Genomic DNA, 16,287 nt, shown 5'->3' on the forward strand with positions numbered 1-16,287 from the left:
TGTTTTTTGGTTCATTGTTAATCTCTACGACGCTCACGACGTTCAGGCTTATCGATCCCTGCAATCGTTGTACTTAAATCGGCAGCTAAAAGCTCATCAGCAGCCTTGCTAATTTCATCTAAATCAATCGCTTGTGTACTGCCCTCTAATTCTACATTAGCAGCCTTTTGTTTGTCAAGATGTTCACTATCAAGTAAATCTCTGACAGCAGAATGTTGGGTCTCATCAACATACGTTGAGAAAGGTTTCAACAACTCATCCCAATCCTTACTTTTGACGATTTCCAATTGAGATTCAAGTAATAACGCTAAACTGCGATGAAACTCTCTGGTTTTTTTCTTCAAATCATCTGTTTCATGAGCCAGTTGACTAGCTCTAGTTGTAGCAGAGTCCATTACTTCCTTCGCTCTGATATTAGCAGCTGTAAGTGTTGATTCAGCTTCTGCCTTCGCTTGGCTAATAATGCTCTTAGCATCTGCGTTAGCCGTTGTAACCATTACATCAGATTCGCGTGTCGCACTATCTTTTAACTTATCAGCCGTATCTTGTGCAACAATAATCGATTGATTTAATGCATCTTTCAACTCATTAAAATAAGTTAATTTCTCTTCAGCATGTTTTAATCCTTTTTCAAGCTCTCGTTTTTCGCGTAAAACATCTTCGTAGTCATTGATGATTTGATCTAAAAAGTCATCAACTTCTTCTTGGTTATAGCCTCTCATTTTCGTCGGGAAGCTTTTGTTTTTAATATCTAATGGACTTAAAGCCATACTTTCTCACCTCTGCGTTATTTTCTTAGAACACCAATTTGTAATCGGTGTTTTTCTTTTTTTGTTTGACCGTTGATCTCTCGTACTTGTATTCGACCAAAACCACGTATTGAAATAATATCCAGTAAAGCCAATATAAAGTCAGGGCGTACACTTTCCACCCAATTCACCTTCACTTTACCACTTTCAACTAACGTTTTTGCCCGCTGCCGGGAAATGTTAAAAACTGACGAAATGATCGTATCCAACCGCATAGAACTAACCGTTGTCTGTTCAATTTCCCAGCTATCTTTCGGCCTAAGGACCTCCGTATAGTTAACTTCTTCAAGACGAATAGTAAATGAGCCAATCTTAGTTAACTGAGCCTCTACAAAGTGAGCAATTTCCTTATTCACAAAAAACTGCCACCGTTCACCATCAGAAATAATGTCTCCAAAAAACTCTCGTCTTAACCCTATATTCAACAGTGTCCCGAGAATCTTGCCATGAGACAATTTCCCAAATTTAGTCGGATAATGAATCTCAAACAAGACTGTATCATATTCATCAACTGTCGGCTGATAATAATCCGGGTAAATTAAGGCCCGTCGTCTCTCAGCGCTTTCGTAGCCACCATAAAAAGAAAAAAGTAACTCACTATCACTTCTAACAATTGATTCTAAGATAAACGCTTGTCTGGGATCTAAAAAATCGGTTAGATGAGGAGCATACTGACTTTCAACCTGCTCGATCCATCCTCCTATCATATCAACAAAAGGATGTTCATCTTTACGAAAATGTTGATAAACATTTACATTCACAGACACACATCCTTTCAATGATATTCTTATTGATTAATAAGCAATGGTCAATAGTAGTCTGCTTAAAATTGTAACGCCCATTCTTAAAACAAAAATGGCGATGATAATTGAAAAACCAATCCCACCAATACTTAAATTAAAACGATCAAATAAACTTAGGTAAGGTTCACAGATTCTAGAAATAAGGCGACCGATAGTCGAGTCATAAGCGCCTGGGAACCATGACAATAAGGCATAGATTGCCAGTAGGCCAATATAAATATTAGCTGCGTATGATATAAAACTAATAATATTATAAATAATCAAAAAAACACGTCCTTCTAATAGTCCCTAAATTGGGTACTTAGTAAGCTCTTAGCAGTTGCACTATCAATCTCAGTATTAGGAGGCGTTAAGATGAAAATTTCATCACCTAATCGTTGGATATCTCCATCCAATGCATAAACTGCGCCAGTTAAGAAATCGACAATTCTGCGAGCCTGAGATTCTTCTACCAAATGAAAATTGACAATGACAATTTCATTTCTAAAAACGCATTTAGCAATGTTTTTAGACTCAGTATAAGTTCTCGGTTCTAATATTGAAATTTTCTTCACTTTTTCTTCTCCCATTGAACTTTGTTGAGACGAACTTTCCTTCTTACTCATTTGAACGACTTTCTTAGGAATCCTTACGTTCTCCAATGATGGTTCCTCCGGTAATTCACGAGTTGGTTGTTTGACTGGTTGTTGCTGAGCAGGTCGCACAGGTGCCTGTCTGAATCGGGTATTCTCTGCTGTTCCTTCATCTTGAAAATATGAACGGTTTGGGCTAGAATATCGTGGTTCTGGTTGTTCAACATGTGCGGGTTCAGCAACGTACGACTCTTCGTAGTCGTCACTATCATTCAATCCGAAAAACTTTTGTATTTTTTCAGCTGTTGTCGACATATTCATTCTACTCATCCTTCTTATTTTCTAGTCTTTGAAAAAAGCAGTCCCAATCCTTACATGTGTAGCGCCTGCTTTAATGGCAATTTCAAAATCTTGAGTCATCCCCATGCTTAAGTCTCTACAAGGGGCATGTTCCCAATTTAATGCCATTATTTCATCCCTTTTAATGGCTAGCTGAGTAAAATACTCTTCTATTTCCGTTTCCGTAGCATCAAAAGGTGCCATGGTCATCAAGCCTACCACCTCGATCATCGGATATTTCGCCAACTCTTCAATAAACGCTTTTGTTGCATCTAATAAAACACCTTGTTTCGCCTCTTCTTGAGACACATTGACTTGAACAAAACACTTGATGACATGTTCTGCTCGTTTTTCAATCTCAGCAGCCAATCGTTCGTTCTCTAAGGCATGAAAGTAATCCACCTGATTAATGACATCCTTTACTTTACGCCGTTGCAAACGCCCGATTAAATGCCAAGTAATCTCAGGGTCTTTCAAAGCGGCCTGTTTCTCAAGTAAGTGATCCGTTCGATTCTCCCCAAAATCAGTAAATCCAAAAGGAATCAGCTTTTCTGCTTCTTCACTGGTAACCGATTTTGTCACAGCAATCACTTTAACTGAATCTGTCTTACGCTGAACCTTATGACATGCTTGAGAAACAGTTGTCTTTATTTGATTAATGTTATCTTCAAGCATGCAAGTAGCTCCTATCTTTTTCTACGGAAAAATGCTGGTGTATTTAATTCATCATCATCATCTTTGTCAATTGGCTCTTTTGAGAAACTTTCAAATTCTTTTTTTTCAAGTTTGTCAAATGAGGCAGGCTCAACATTGCCACGTTGGCTAGGTTCGCGACGAATATCCCAATCGCCAAAAGCACTGTCTGCTTCTGGTTCAGCTTTAATTGGCTCTAAATCAATCGTCGGTCGTGGAGCAGGTGCTACCACTTGCGATTGAGTGTGTTGTTGTGTTGTTTGTTGAGGGGCTTGTCTAACGACGTTGCGGCCGCTCTTTTTTTTTTCGTTTTTCGTTGGGTCAATTCCTGTTGCAATAACCGTCACGATGATTTCATCTTTCAGGTCTTCATTGATTGATGTACCCAAAATAATATTAACGTCGCTATTAGCAGCACTTGTCACGATATCAGACGCATCTTGTGCTTCAAACAGCGTCATATCCAACCCACCTGTAATGTTCAATAGAACTTGTTCAGCCCCATCAATAGATGTTTCTAGTAATGGCGAAGAAATAGCTTGTTTAGTCGCTTGAATTACTCGATCCTCACCACTAGCTGATCCGATACCCATTAAGGCAGTCCCTTGGTTTTCCATAACGGTTTTCACATCCGCAAAGTCCAAGTTAACGTAACCAGGTGCTGTAATCAAATCAGAAATACCTTGCACCCCTTGGCGCAAAACATTATCAGCTTCTCTGAATGCTTCTAAAATTGGTGTCTTTTTATCAACGATTTCCAGTAAGCGATTGTTTGAAATAATTAGCAACGTGTCAACATTTTCTTTTAATTGCGAAATGCCTTCCGCAGCATAACGGCCACGCTTTGGTCCTTCAAAACTAAATGGTCGTGTTACCACACCCACAGTTAATGCTCCCATTTGTTTCGCAATACGAGCTACTTCAGGTGCCGCACCAGTCCCAGTTCCACCACCCATACCAGCAGTGATAAAGACCATATCTGCTCCGCTTAAAGCGTCAGCTAAAAATGATTCACTTTCTTCGGCAGCTTTTTGCCCCACTTCTGGTTGCGAACCAGCCCCAAGACCACGAGTGTACTTTGGGCCTAATTGAATGACTGTTTCAGCTTTGCTGTCTTTTAATGCTTGGACATCTGTATTGGCAACGATAAACTCGACGCCTTTAACATTTTCATCGATCATGCGGTTAACAGCGTTTCCGCCACCACCACCGACTCCGATTACTTTTATTATTGCACCACTATCAATGTTATTATCAATTGAAAATTCCATCTCGTTATAGTCCTCCTATTTTGGTTTTAGTCAAAAATGTTCGAAATAAAATCAGTTAACTTACTCTTCACATTTTTTCCTTTTGGTTCTTCTTCTTCGTAATCATCATAAACCACTGTTTGTTGAGCTGTCTCTTGCTCAACTTGACGCGGTGCTTCATAACGTACGTCATCATTCGTTTGACTAACAGAGAGTTTGCCACCTGTTACGGCTGCTTTTGAAATATGATAAATTTCATTTAGCTGCGATCCATACTCCACAATGCTAATAGCATTAGAGAAAATTGGGTTTCTTAAGCCCATATGGTTTGGCACATGTAATTTCACATGAGTACCAAAAACATCAGCAGCCAATTCCACAATCCCAGGAATACTTGCATTACCACCTGTTAGAATAACACCTCCAGGTAAGGTTAATGCATCAATCTCTTCTAAAGCCGCTTTTGATTTCGCTAAGATTTGTTCCATGCGGGCTTCAATAATTTCAGACAAGTAACGTTCATCCACTTTAATTGGTTCTTTTTGACCAATCACATCCACTGGAAACTCTTCATGTGAAGACGTTCTTTCTGGATAAGCATCTCCGTAATTTATCTTCAGTGCTTCCGCATTGTTCAAAGAGGTATTTAAGACAACAGAGATATCTTTAGTAACGAATTCTCCACCTTCTTGTTCCACATAGGTAAATTTCAAATCATTTTCATACATGACAGCCGTCGTTGTTTGGCCACCACCCATGTCGATGACAATCGTTCCAAAGTCCTTTTCACCATCTGACAAAATTGATTCTGTTAATGCTAAAGGCGTAATAACCAGCTCAGCCAGTTGTAACCCAGCTTTTTCCACACACTTTCTAATGTTATGAACGATCGTTTTAGGTCCAGTAAAGACGACCCCATTCATATCAAGTCGAACCCCAATCATCCCACGAGGGTCTTTGATGCCATCAAAACCATCAACTTTAAATTCTTGAGGAATCAACGTAATGATTTGACGTTCTGGAGGTGTCGAGCGAACAATCGCCGCTGACGCTACGTTGCGAACATCTTCATCTGTGATTTCTTTTGATTCTGTATTAACGGCGATCATGCCTTCACATTTTTCAACTTCTAATAAGTTAGCTGGTAAGCCAACATTGACTTTTCTAATTTGGATGCCAGATTTTTCTTCTGCTTGGCTGATTGCTCGTTTAATTGAGTCAACAGCTTTGTCGATATCAATTACTATACCACGACTTAGTCCTTCCGCCTTAGCATTTCCGACACCAATAATATTAATTTGACCCTCGATATATTCAGCTACAACAACTTTAACTGATGTTGTACCGATATCAAGGCCAACATAAATTCCTGTTTTTGCCATGAAAGGTATTCCCTCCTATATTTAAATTGCTATTCCATACTGTTTAGTTTCATGTTAATTTCATATTATTTAATCAAAATTACAAAATAATCCATCTTCATACAATTCTACCATAAATAGTAGACTTTACAAAAGAAGAATACATAATAATTCGTTAATTATTTTGATTATTCTCTTCTTCAACTTGTTTTTGCCAATCTGCACGTTCTTTTTCAGCTTGAGCCGCTTTTTTTTGGGCTTCAATTGACTCAAAGGTGGTAAAGAAAATCCCTGCTTCCATATCCACAATTCCTTTACCAGGATTATCCGCAATCACTTGAGGATAATAATTAATTTTATCTTGGTAATCACGCGTTGAAGCTATAATTTGATTGCCATCTTTCATGGTCATGGTCATTAGGTAAGCATTGGAACTAGAAGGTGTACTTTTAATTTCTTTAATATTAGCTAATACTTCTGGATTAATCTTCGAAAAACTAACCATTAGATAATTTAAATTATCTCCCTCTTTAAAATCAATCAAAACAGGAAATGCCTCATTTTTTATTTCTGTTGGTTCCCTTAAAATCGTTCCATTGTCAAGAACAGCATGAATTGTTTGATTTTCTTTCGCATAAGCCACTTCAGCATATTCCGTAACTGTTACTTTCAAATTATTCATGCGACTCAAACGAATATCAACATCTTTAACCCGGGGATTATCCTTTTTTATTCTTGGAATTAGTTCATTATTGAAATAAGCCGACCAAATGAATTCCTCACCAGTTAATTTAGTTGAAGCGGCAATCGCCTCAGATGTCACTAATTCATTTCCAACAACTTCAATCTTGTTGAGTTTGCTTAATGGGGACACATAGTACATCGTACCGATAGCCCCTATTCCGAAAACACTGACAAGTAACGTCAATCGTCGTTTCAACCGTTTTTGTCTTGCTTCTTTCATTTTTGGTAACTTGTCAGCAAAAGACTTTGATTTAGGCAAATCCTTAACCGTCTCTAAGGTGAGGCCATCCTTCGCCCCTTCCTTAGTAGGCTCTTCCGATGCCTCATTATCCTCAGATGCTTCTACTAAGGTCTCATCTGCTTTGACAGGATCGTCTGGAACAACAGCTGTCTCCACTTCAGGTTCCTCAGTTTTTTTCCAACGAGGTTGATCACCAACTTGCTCTAAATACTTCAAATTTTCTTTTTGCCAAGGTGTAAGCATCTCTGCGTCTGTTGACTCAGAGGGCTTATTGATGTCTTGATCGTCTTTCCCCATGATGCTTACCTCCCACTTTATATAATCTCTTCAACCACGGCCAGTAAGCGATCCGTGGCATCTGGAATACCTTCTGCTAATGACGCCTCTGCCATCGACTGACGGCGTTGGTCATCCAACATAATAGCATCAAGTTCTCGAACTAGAGAAAGACCAGATAAATCACTGTCTTTCAACAACTCCGCCGCCCCAACTGAGACTAGGCTCATGGCATTTTTTGTTTGATGGTCATTGGTGACATTTGGGCTGGGAATCAACAACGATGGCAAGCCCAAAGCAGTTACTTCGGCAATCGTTGTAGCGCCAGCTCTGCTGACAACTAAATCAATATTTTTCAACACCACTTGCATATTGTCGATATAAGGTCTCACCACTAAATTTGAAGACTCTATACCCGCTTCTGCCATGGCGGATTGAACTTGTTTAAAATAACGCTCTCCTGTTGCACAAAGTACCTGATACTCACGTTTGCTCAACTCTGCTAATCCCTCAATTAAAGCGTTAGTCATCGAAAGAGCACCTTGACTACCACCAAAGATTAGCACAGTCGGCAGATCAGATCTTAACCCATAACTTTCCAAAATAGTTGATTTTTCAATTTTTGCGACTTCTTGTCCTCGAGGATTTCCTGTTAACTCAATTTTATTACTAGGAAAATACTGAGCAGCATCTGGAAAACAAATTGCGACTTTATTGACGTATTTGGCTAAAAATTTATTCGTGACCCCTGGCACACTGTTTTGCTCGTGAATCAAGGTTGGGATTCCTTCTTTGTAAGCAGCATAAACCACTGCTGCACAGACGTATCCTCCAGTTCCCATTACCACATCAGGTTTAAACTCACGAATGATTTTTTTTGAATCACTGACACTTTTCATAAATAGATAGACAGTTTTAATATTTTCAAGAGACAACGACCGTCGAAAACCTTGTATTTGAATGGTTTTAAATGGGATTCCCTCTTTTGGTACAATTTTACTTTCTAGTCCTCGGTCAGTTCCAACATAAAGAAATTCAGCCTCAGGATGTTTTTCTTTAATTTGTTTGACTAAGGAAACTGCTGGATAAATATGTCCGCCAGTCCCTCCACCTGATACTAATACTCTCATGTTATTATCACTTCTTATCGTTTATTTGCTTGACGGCTTATTATCACTTCTTATCGTTTATTTGCTTGACGGCTTCTTTAAAGGTATTCCCACGGCTCTCAAAATTTTTAAATTGATCCCAACTCGCACAGGCAGGCGATAATAAGATACTATCTCCAGTCTGACTTAGTGACCAACTTCTAAGGACAGCTTCCTGAAGTGTTTCCACTAATCTAATTTGAGTAATGCCAGCGGCTTCTGCTGCTTTTTTCAGTTTAGCTTGACTTTCGCCAAACAAGATAATCCCCTTTAAGTCCTTGATAGAGGGCACTAATTCATCGAACTCATTCCCGCGATCAAGCCCTCCTGCCAAGAGGATTGTTTGTGAATTATCAAAACCACTCAAGGCTTTTTCTGTCGCTAAAATATTAGTCGCTTTTGAATCATTGTAAAACTTGCGACCGCTAATCTCTCCAAGATACTCAGTTCGATGCTCAACGCCACCAAAATGACGCAATGTATCTTTAATTGAGTCATTAGAGACACCTAATAGTTTGGCAACAGTTATTGCCGCAAGTGCATTTTCAAGATTGTGTTCTCCCGGCACGCCAACTTCCTTAGCAGCCATAAGCGACTCTCCATTATAGCACAACTGACCATTATCTAAATAGGCATTTGCCACAACATCACCTGTTGTTTTAAAAAAGAGCACCGTTGCTCGACTAGTCTTGCTTAATTCAACTAATTCAGGCTGATTACCATTTAGTATTAAGTAATCATCTTTGGTCATATTTTTTTGAATATTCCACTTAGCTTTTACATACTCGTCGCGACTACCATGGTAATCCAGATGAGCTTCATATAAATTAGTTATAACTGCTATTTGCGGGTGGAACTCAATAGTTCCCATCAATTGGAAACTCGATAATTCTGTCACTAGGATATCTTCAATTTTCGCTTGCTGCGCTACTGAGCTGGCAGGGGAGCCGATGTTACCAGCTAAGTATGCCTGCCCTTGATTAAGTCCTTGATTGAGCAACTCTCCTATCATCGTCGTTGTCGTTGTTTTACCATTGGTCCCAGTAATGCCAATAACTTTAGCTTCGGCAATCTCATAGGCCAACTCAACTTCAGTGATAATAGGAATCTTTTTTTCCATTGCTTTTTCGAGAATGGGATTAGAATAAGGAATACCGGGATTTTTAACGACTAAAACAAACTCTTCATCCATTAAATCAGCTGGATGACCTCCTGTCACAACACGAATCCCCATTGAGAGTAATTCTTGGGCTTCAGGGTTTTCTTCAAACTCTTTAGCATCATTAACGGTGACAAGTGCCCCTAGTTGATGCAACAATCGTGCCGCACTAACACCGCTTCTCGCTAACCCTAAAACTAAAATTTTCTTGTTTTCATACGCTGTGACTGTCTTCATCTCGGTATTTTCTCCTTATTATAAAGGGGGGTCTCCCCTTAGTATAAAATCATTAAGGTAATAACTGACATTACCAATCCTATTATCCAAAAAACAATATCAACTTTCCACTCACTCCAACCAGACATCTCAAAATGATGATGAATCGGAGCCATTTTAAAAATTCGTTTCCCTCTTAATTTAAACGATGTCACCTGGAGCATAACACTAGCTGTTTCGATGACATAAACTAAACCAATCAGTAGAAGAGTCCACTCTTGATGAAGCAAAATCGAAATGGCTGCTAGCATTCCTCCCAAAGCCAATGAACCAACATCACCCATAAAAATCTTCGCTGGTTTTTTGTTAAATAGGAAAAACCCTAAAAGTCCACCCATAGTCGTCAAACAAATGATTAAAATATCATGTTGTTGCTGATTCCAAGCAATAATCGCGTATGTCCCAAAAGAAATCATACCTAGACCTGATACTAATCCATCTAACCCATCAGTCAGATTGACCGCATTCGAAAAGCCGACTAACCACAATAACACAAAAACCCCATATAGAAGACCTAAATTTATGTCTCCAAGAAGTGGTAAGCTAAGTGTATTAGTAAACCCTTCATTACGAAAAACCATATAGAAGACTACTGCACCAATAATCTGACCAATTAACTTCTGTAGAGAATTTAATCCCATATTTCGTTTCTTGAAAATCTTAATAAAATCATCTAAAAAACCAAGTCCTCCATAAAGGACAAGTATAAAGATCACAATAGTAAAAGAAGCAGTCAGGGATTTCTGCCAAACAGCAAAAACCAGCGATGCTAACACAATTGCAATTAAAAAGACCAAGCCACCCATGGTAGGTGTGCCAGCTTTATTATTATGCCAAGTTGGCCCGTCGTCTCTAATTGACTGTCCTTGTTTTTTCATTTGAAAATAGCCGATAAAAAAAGGCATCATTGTTACGGTCATCGCAAAACTCAACGCGATTGGTAAAAATACTTTAGTCCATTCCATTCGTTATTATCTCCTAAAAATTAGCGATGAAAGCAAGCGCTGAGCGCTTGCTTCATTTACTATTTATTACTTGCGTCAACACTTCGGTTACTTGCATCTATGTTTAAGGCTCGTTCCAGTACCGTATTAGAAATCTCAGATATCATCACAGCAGGCTGAACGCCAGCTGATTTATTTGGTTTGCGCATTGTCACATACATAATATATTCTGGATTTTCCGTCGGCGCGATTTGGACTGCCGAATATAAATACTCATCAAGTAAATACCCCTGCTCTTCAGCAATCTCAGCCGTTCCCGTTTTAGCTGAAACACGGTAATTTTCTAACTTATATGTTTTACCAGTGCCATACTCCTGATCTTCTACCACATCAGTCATCATGTCTAAAACTTGTTTAGCTGTATTATCTGTGATTGGTTGACCTACCACTTCAGGTTGAATGACTTTTTCTGTTCCATCTGCCTTGACAACCTTGCTAATAAAGTTAGGCTTCATCATTTTGCCGCCATTGGCAATTGCCGTGAACCCTTGAACCATTTGAAATGGCGTCACTGATATGGCTTGACCGTACGAAGTCATGGCTCTATCGACTGTCGTATCCGTCCGAATAAAACCATCGTGTTCTGCCGGTGGCAAACCAGAATTCGTACTTTTACCAAAACCAAAACGATTTAAGTAATCGATCCACTTCATATCCATAGCTTGTTGCAAGTGAACCATTCCGACGTTACTTGACCAAGCAAGTGCTTGACGGTAAGTAATTGTCCCTACCCCTTCACGAATGTGGTCATTTATTTGTTTATCGTCAACTTGAATTTTCCCTGTTAGGAATGTAGCGTTAGGATTAAAATTACCAGTTTCAATAGCAGCTGCAACAGTGAAAACTTTCATTGTTGACCCTGGTTCATAAGGTTGCTCCACCAATAAATTTTGCCACTGAGCACCTTCCTTATCTAAGCCGTCTAATGTTTCCGGATTAAAAGCAGGTCGTTGAGACGCCGCTAAAATATTTCCTGTTTTGGCTTCCACCAACATAGCGGTGATATCTTCCGCCCCGTATTTCTCCATCGATTCAGTCATTTTACTTTCCAGAAGAGACTGTAAGGAATCATCCAGCGTAGTGTAAATCGAGACACCATCTTTAGCATTCTTTATCTCATTAATGGTTCCTGGTAATGGATTACCACGACTATCCCGTTGAAAGCTAACTTCGCCATCTTGTCCATTCAATTCCTTATTATACATTTTCTCTATTCCCATTTGGCCTAAGAGCCCTTTACTTTCATCACTATCATCAGCAAGAGCGGTGTAACCAATCAGATAAGGAGAATAAATTCCATTAGGATAAATACGAGCTGGATGGGCGTCAAAATAAACCCCTTTAATACCAGCCTTTTTCAATTCAGCTTCTATGTTATTTTTTATTTCTAAAGAAATACCTTTACCTTCTTTACCGAATTCAACACGCTTAATAGCAAAGCCATCAGAGTTTTTTTTCTGATTCAATTGTTTTAAACCATTCGCTTTTTTTATCTTAAGATGTTTATTTAAAATATCAGCGATTTGATCAAAGTTCTTACTTTCAGCATAAAGGATTTCTTGTTTTTGCGTTTTAGGATCTAACAGCCCCAAATAGGTTTTATCCAACACCGCATATAACGAATAAGAAGTAGCGTCTTCGGCAATCGCAACTCCATTACGATCATAAATGGAACCTCGCTTTGCCTTGACTACGCTACTTCCTTGATATAGTTGTTGAGTTTTGATATCTAAGGAAGTATCGCCGACTTTTCCAAAGCCTATGATATATGTAAAACGAAAGATGAACAGAAAAAAGACAACAATAGTTGCCCCAAAAAGGATGGAGCCGAATTTTTTCCGATTGGTTCTTGGCTCTAGCCCTTTACTTCGAATGTATTTCTGCCATTTTTGCCAATTCATTTTTTCACATTCCTTATATTTTCATCTTTGACTTCTAAGCCTGCTTCCTCAGCCGCTTTTTTAATGCGGTCTGCTCGTGACAATTCATTTTTTTCCTGCTCGAGCTTGCTGATTTGATCTGTCTTACGATCAATGTCCCCTTGGATAACAGCAATTTCTTCTTCTCCTCGAGAGATAGTGGTCGTTAACTTGACTGTTAAAACAGCCATTGTTACGAAAGCTAAGATAAATAAGGCGACGATAGACTTCTCAACTCTAGAAATATTTTGTAACCTTTTTTTAGGATAGGTTAAGACAGGCTCTTCTGGCGCTGCAACTACTTTCGTGTCTACTTCTTGCGGAATACTGATATCGTACTCTTCAAATTCTTTTAATTCTGCCACCTGTTCTTCCCCTTCCTTTCAAGGTGCTTTTTTTTCAGCCACCCGTAATTTTGCACTTCGCGCGCGATTATTATCCGCTAATTCGTCCTCAGAAGGAAGAATTGGCTTACGATTGACTAATGACAAGATCGGTTGAAATTCGTCAGGAATCACCGGTAACCCTGGCGGTGTTTCTTTTGGCTGACTATACTCTTTAAAGATTGTCTTAACAATTCGATCTTCTAAAGAATGGAAAGTGATAACACTAATCCGACCACTCGGCGCCAATAACTCAATTGCTTGTTCTAATGATTCTTCCACTACTGCTAACTCATCGTTAACCGCAATCCTTACTGCTTGGAAGATCCGTTTTGCTGGATGTCCACCTTTGCGCCTTGCTGGTGCAGGAATAACATCTTTAATCAACTCGACTAATTCACCTGTTGTCTCAATAGGTTTCTCTTGGCGGCGTTTTTCGATTTCACGAGCGATTTGCTTGGAAAATTTTTCTTCGCCATAGCGATAAAAAATTTTAACCAACTCGTGATAATCATACGTGTTAATCAACTCGCGAGCAGTTAACTCGGCATCAGTATCCATCCGCATGTCTAATGGCGCATCCTGATGATAACTAAAACCACGTTCAGCTTCATCCAGTTGTGGCGATGACACGCCTAAATCATATAAGATGCCATCGACCTCTGTCACATTTAGTGACATTAGTTTATCTTTCAGTTCTCTGAAATTTGCTTTTACAAAGGTAACCATACCTTTTTCACTGTATTCTTTTAATGTTTCCTGAGCGTGGTCAATAGCTTTTTGATCTTGGTCAAAGGCATATAGATGACCCGACTCTGCTAATTGTGACAATAAATACTCACTATGACCCGCACCACCTAATGTGCAATCAACGTAGACACCAGTGGGTTTTATCTTCAATTGATCAACAGTCTCGTGCAGTAGGACTGTTGTGTGACGAAATTTCTCAGTCATCCCATAATTCCTCTACTTTCCTATAACCCGAAATCAATCATTGTTTCAGCTAATTCATCAAAATTAGCTTCTGCTTCGTCTGAGAAGTCATCCCATTTCTCTTGACTCCAGATTTCAATCCGGTTAGAGACACCAATGACAACACATTCTTTTTCTAAGCTTGCATGAGTTCTAAGTGTTTGGGGGATATTAATCCGACCTTGCTTATCGATTTCACATTCCGTTGCCGCTGAATAAAAGAAGCGAACAAACGTCCGAGCATCTTTTTTCGCCAAGGGCATTTCTTTAAGCTTTTCTTCCAATACTTCCCACTCGTTTTGAGGATAACCAAATAAACAGCCGTCCATCCCTCTAGTCACAACAAACTTTTCACCCAGTTCATCACGAAACTTCGAAGGCATGATCAAGCGACCTTTTGCATCTATATTATGTTTATATTCACCCATTAACATGATAGACTACCTCATTTACCCACTTAGTATATTCAGTCTACCACATTCCCCCACTTTCTACCACAACCTAGCTAATTTTTTTTCATTTTTTTACTAAACCCCAAATATACGAAAGGAAAGTCTAAGTAGAAGCCTCTCTAAAAGAGGCTCAACCCCTTGCTATCAAAAGGTTTTGATAGAAGAAAAATCCTTTTCACTGTTTCTGAAAGAAAAGTGGGGGTTAGGTGGGGGATTTTCCCTAAAAAAGAGAAAAAGCGACATAGAATAGTCTACGTCGCTTTTTTATTTTACATGTCTACACATATTGAATAATGTTTAAAATTGTCAAAAGAATGTATAATATCAAAGTAAGTAAAAAGACTATTCGCCAAAACATTTTAAAATATCGTTTATATTGAATATCACCAAAGTAGTATGCGTGACTCACTGCAATCCCAATTCCTAAAAGAAAAATCAAAATAAGCAGATAAGGTACGGCCGATACTTTAAAGGTATCCATGGAAATAGCATGTATCCCCATTAGTAAAAGCGGTGTCGCTAAATCCGGTGATTTTAATTTGTATTTTTTAACAAGCGCCAATGATTGTACAATAAAATTACAAGCAAATAGCAAAATAATTGGGAAAACATACCAAAAAATCATTATAACTGGTATCTTCATTTAACTAATCCTTTCTGTTCTCCAACTACTAGAGTAACTATACACTGTTTAGTTTACACACGTATGTCAGCCAGTTTAAGTTCCATTGTCTTTAAACGTCATTTGTTACGAAAGTATGTAATAATCATAACAAGGACCTCTTTATTGGAGTCTCTTTACCACAGTACTTTAGTAAGACCAATTAATAATTATAATCAAAAAAAAGGCTTCTGGCAATTGAAAGTTGCTACTCTTGGGTTATTTGTGTAAACTTTAAGATATTAAGCACGACTCGAAAGGATGACACTCATTGATTAATTACTACTCTATCAGCGATGATAGTCAAATAAGCAAAGCAACAGACGAACTATCCGCCAATTGGGTTCATATTGAGAAACCAACAAGCGATGACATTGATCGTTTTACGAAACGCTACCATTTCCCCCATGACTATCTTTCAGCTGTTTTGGATAATCAGGAAATTTCCCGTTACGAAGGATTTAAGCAACCTTCTTTAGATCGACCTGTACTCCTGTTATTACAATACCCTAAAATCGTGATGAGTCCTAGTGGCTTTAAGCAAATCGAAGCACTCCCTTTTAGTATCATTATTACCCGAGACAAGGTCATCACCAGTTGCAACGACACGTTAGAACTAGGCGCCAATCTACTTAAAGGTAAAGCTTTTATTTCTAAAATTGAAACCAAAGAAAAATTGGCCATTCAATTAGCTTGGCATTTTTCTGATTTATTTAACTATTACATCAAAGCCATCAAAACTGAAACCGATGGCCTAGAAAGCGAATTACAAAAATCAACAGAGAACAAACAACTCTTTCAATTGATGGACATGCAAAAAAGCCTAGTCTACTTCGACTCAGCCTTAGAACAAAATTTAATTGTCATTGAAAAAGCTTATGAATCTACTCTTATTATGACGAGCAAAGAAAGCATGACGGCTCTTTACGATATAATGATCGAAACCAAACAAGCCCTGGCTTCTGCCAAAATCCAAGCCGAACTACTATCCCAACTGGGAAATTTATTTTCAGCTATTGTTTCCAATAATATGAACATCGTCATGAAGGTCCTAACCGTTATTACAATTGTTTTAACCATCCCAACGATTATCGGCGGTGTCTATGGCATGAACGTGGAACTCCCTTTTGCCCAAGAAAAAAACGCCTTCTGGTGGCTCGTCATTTTGACGATTGTTTTCAGTTTAATCACTTTCTGGATATTAAAAAAGAAAAAGTTTTTTTAG

17 protein-coding genes are annotated in these 16,287 nt (G+C 38.7%); 1 reads left to right on the top strand and 16 read right to left on the bottom strand.

Annotated elements, in window-relative coordinates:
* Positions 1–17: 17 nt before the first annotated feature.
* The 16 genes from RWN13_RS02730 to RWN13_RS02805 form a co-directional block, all read right to left on the bottom strand.
* Positions 18–770, bottom strand: a complete 753-nt coding sequence (locus RWN13_RS02730; RefSeq protein WP_314060253.1) for a DivIVA domain-containing protein — start codon at positions 768–770, stop codon at positions 18–20.
* Between the two features lie 17 nt (positions 771–787).
* Complete coding sequence (locus tag RWN13_RS02735) at positions 788–1,570, bottom strand: RNA-binding protein (protein ID WP_314060254.1); 783 nt, start codon at positions 1,568–1,570, stop codon at positions 788–790.
* A 33-nt stretch (positions 1,571–1,603) separates the two neighbouring features.
* Positions 1,604–1,876, bottom strand: a complete 273-nt coding sequence (locus RWN13_RS02740; RefSeq protein ID WP_314060255.1) for a YggT family protein — start codon at positions 1,874–1,876, stop codon at positions 1,604–1,606.
* Positions 1,877–1,890: 14 nt separating this feature from the next.
* Positions 1,891–2,505, bottom strand: coding sequence for a cell division protein SepF (locus RWN13_RS02745; protein WP_314060256.1), 615 nt, complete (start codon positions 2,503–2,505; stop codon positions 1,891–1,893).
* A 21-nt stretch (positions 2,506–2,526) separates the two neighbouring features.
* Positions 2,527–3,198: a YggS family pyridoxal phosphate-dependent enzyme gene (locus RWN13_RS02750; protein WP_314060257.1), complete on the bottom strand. Its 672-nt coding sequence runs from the start codon at positions 3,196–3,198 to the stop codon at positions 2,527–2,529.
* An 11-nt stretch (positions 3,199–3,209) separates the two neighbouring features.
* Entirely contained in the window at positions 3,210–4,487 is a 1,278-nt protein-coding gene (gene ftsZ, locus RWN13_RS02755) for a cell division protein FtsZ (RefSeq protein ID WP_314060258.1), read from the bottom strand.
* A 26-nt stretch (positions 4,488–4,513) separates the two neighbouring features.
* Entirely contained in the window at positions 4,514–5,848 is a 1,335-nt protein-coding gene (gene ftsA / locus RWN13_RS02760; protein WP_314060260.1) for a cell division protein FtsA, read from the bottom strand.
* Between the two features lie 154 nt (positions 5,849–6,002).
* The gene (locus RWN13_RS02765) at positions 6,003–7,109 is read right to left on the bottom strand and encodes an FtsQ-type POTRA domain-containing protein (RefSeq protein ID WP_314060262.1); all 1,107 of its coding nucleotides are present in this window, start codon (positions 7,107–7,109) and stop codon (positions 6,003–6,005) included.
* Between the two features lie 17 nt (positions 7,110–7,126).
* A complete protein-coding gene (gene murG / locus RWN13_RS02770; protein ID WP_314060263.1) occupies positions 7,127–8,218 on the bottom strand; it encodes an undecaprenyldiphospho-muramoylpentapeptide beta-N-acetylglucosaminyltransferase in 1,092 nt (363 codons plus the stop codon).
* A 43-nt stretch (positions 8,219–8,261) separates the two neighbouring features.
* Positions 8,262–9,632, bottom strand: a complete 1,371-nt coding sequence (gene murD, locus RWN13_RS02775; RefSeq protein ID WP_314060266.1) for a UDP-N-acetylmuramoyl-L-alanine--D-glutamate ligase — start codon at positions 9,630–9,632, stop codon at positions 8,262–8,264.
* 38 nt (positions 9,633–9,670) lie between these two features.
* Positions 9,671–10,636 (bottom strand): phospho-N-acetylmuramoyl-pentapeptide-transferase, encoded by a 966-nt coding sequence (gene mraY / locus RWN13_RS02780; protein ID WP_314060269.1) that lies wholly within the window; start codon positions 10,634–10,636, stop codon positions 9,671–9,673.
* A gap of 59 nt (positions 10,637–10,695) precedes the next feature.
* Positions 10,696–12,576, bottom strand: a complete 1,881-nt coding sequence (locus tag RWN13_RS02785) for a penicillin-binding transpeptidase domain-containing protein (protein ID WP_314060271.1) — start codon at positions 12,574–12,576, stop codon at positions 10,696–10,698.
* Positions 12,573–12,959 carry a cell division protein FtsL gene (gene ftsL / locus RWN13_RS02790; protein ID WP_314060273.1) on the bottom strand — a complete coding sequence of 129 codons (387 nt, stop codon included), beginning with the start codon at positions 12,957–12,959 and terminating at the stop codon, positions 12,573–12,575. Before ftsL ends, RWN13_RS02785 begins: the two co-directional genes overlap by 4 nt.
* Positions 12,960–12,977: 18 nt before the next feature.
* Complete coding sequence (gene rsmH / locus RWN13_RS02795; protein WP_314060274.1) at positions 12,978–13,931, bottom strand: 16S rRNA (cytosine(1402)-N(4))-methyltransferase RsmH; 954 nt, start codon at positions 13,929–13,931, stop codon at positions 12,978–12,980.
* Between the two features lie 20 nt (positions 13,932–13,951).
* Positions 13,952–14,383: a division/cell wall cluster transcriptional repressor MraZ gene (mraZ, locus tag RWN13_RS02800; RefSeq protein ID WP_314060275.1), complete on the bottom strand. Its 432-nt coding sequence runs from the start codon at positions 14,381–14,383 to the stop codon at positions 13,952–13,954.
* Between the two features lie 295 nt (positions 14,384–14,678).
* The gene (locus RWN13_RS02805; protein ID WP_314060278.1) at positions 14,679–15,044 is read right to left on the bottom strand and encodes a DUF3397 domain-containing protein; all 366 of its coding nucleotides are present in this window, start codon (positions 15,042–15,044) and stop codon (positions 14,679–14,681) included.
* Positions 15,045–15,333: 289 nt separating this feature from the next.
* Between RWN13_RS02805 and RWN13_RS02810 the strand changes: the two genes are divergently transcribed.
* The gene (locus tag RWN13_RS02810; protein WP_314060281.1) at positions 15,334–16,287 is read left to right on the top strand and encodes a magnesium transporter CorA family protein; all 954 of its coding nucleotides are present in this window, start codon (positions 15,334–15,336) and stop codon (positions 16,285–16,287) included.

The organism is uncultured Vagococcus sp., from assembly GCF_963518325.1.
In the GTDB taxonomy this organism is placed as follows: domain Bacteria; phylum Bacillota; class Bacilli; order Lactobacillales; family Vagococcaceae; genus Vagococcus_D.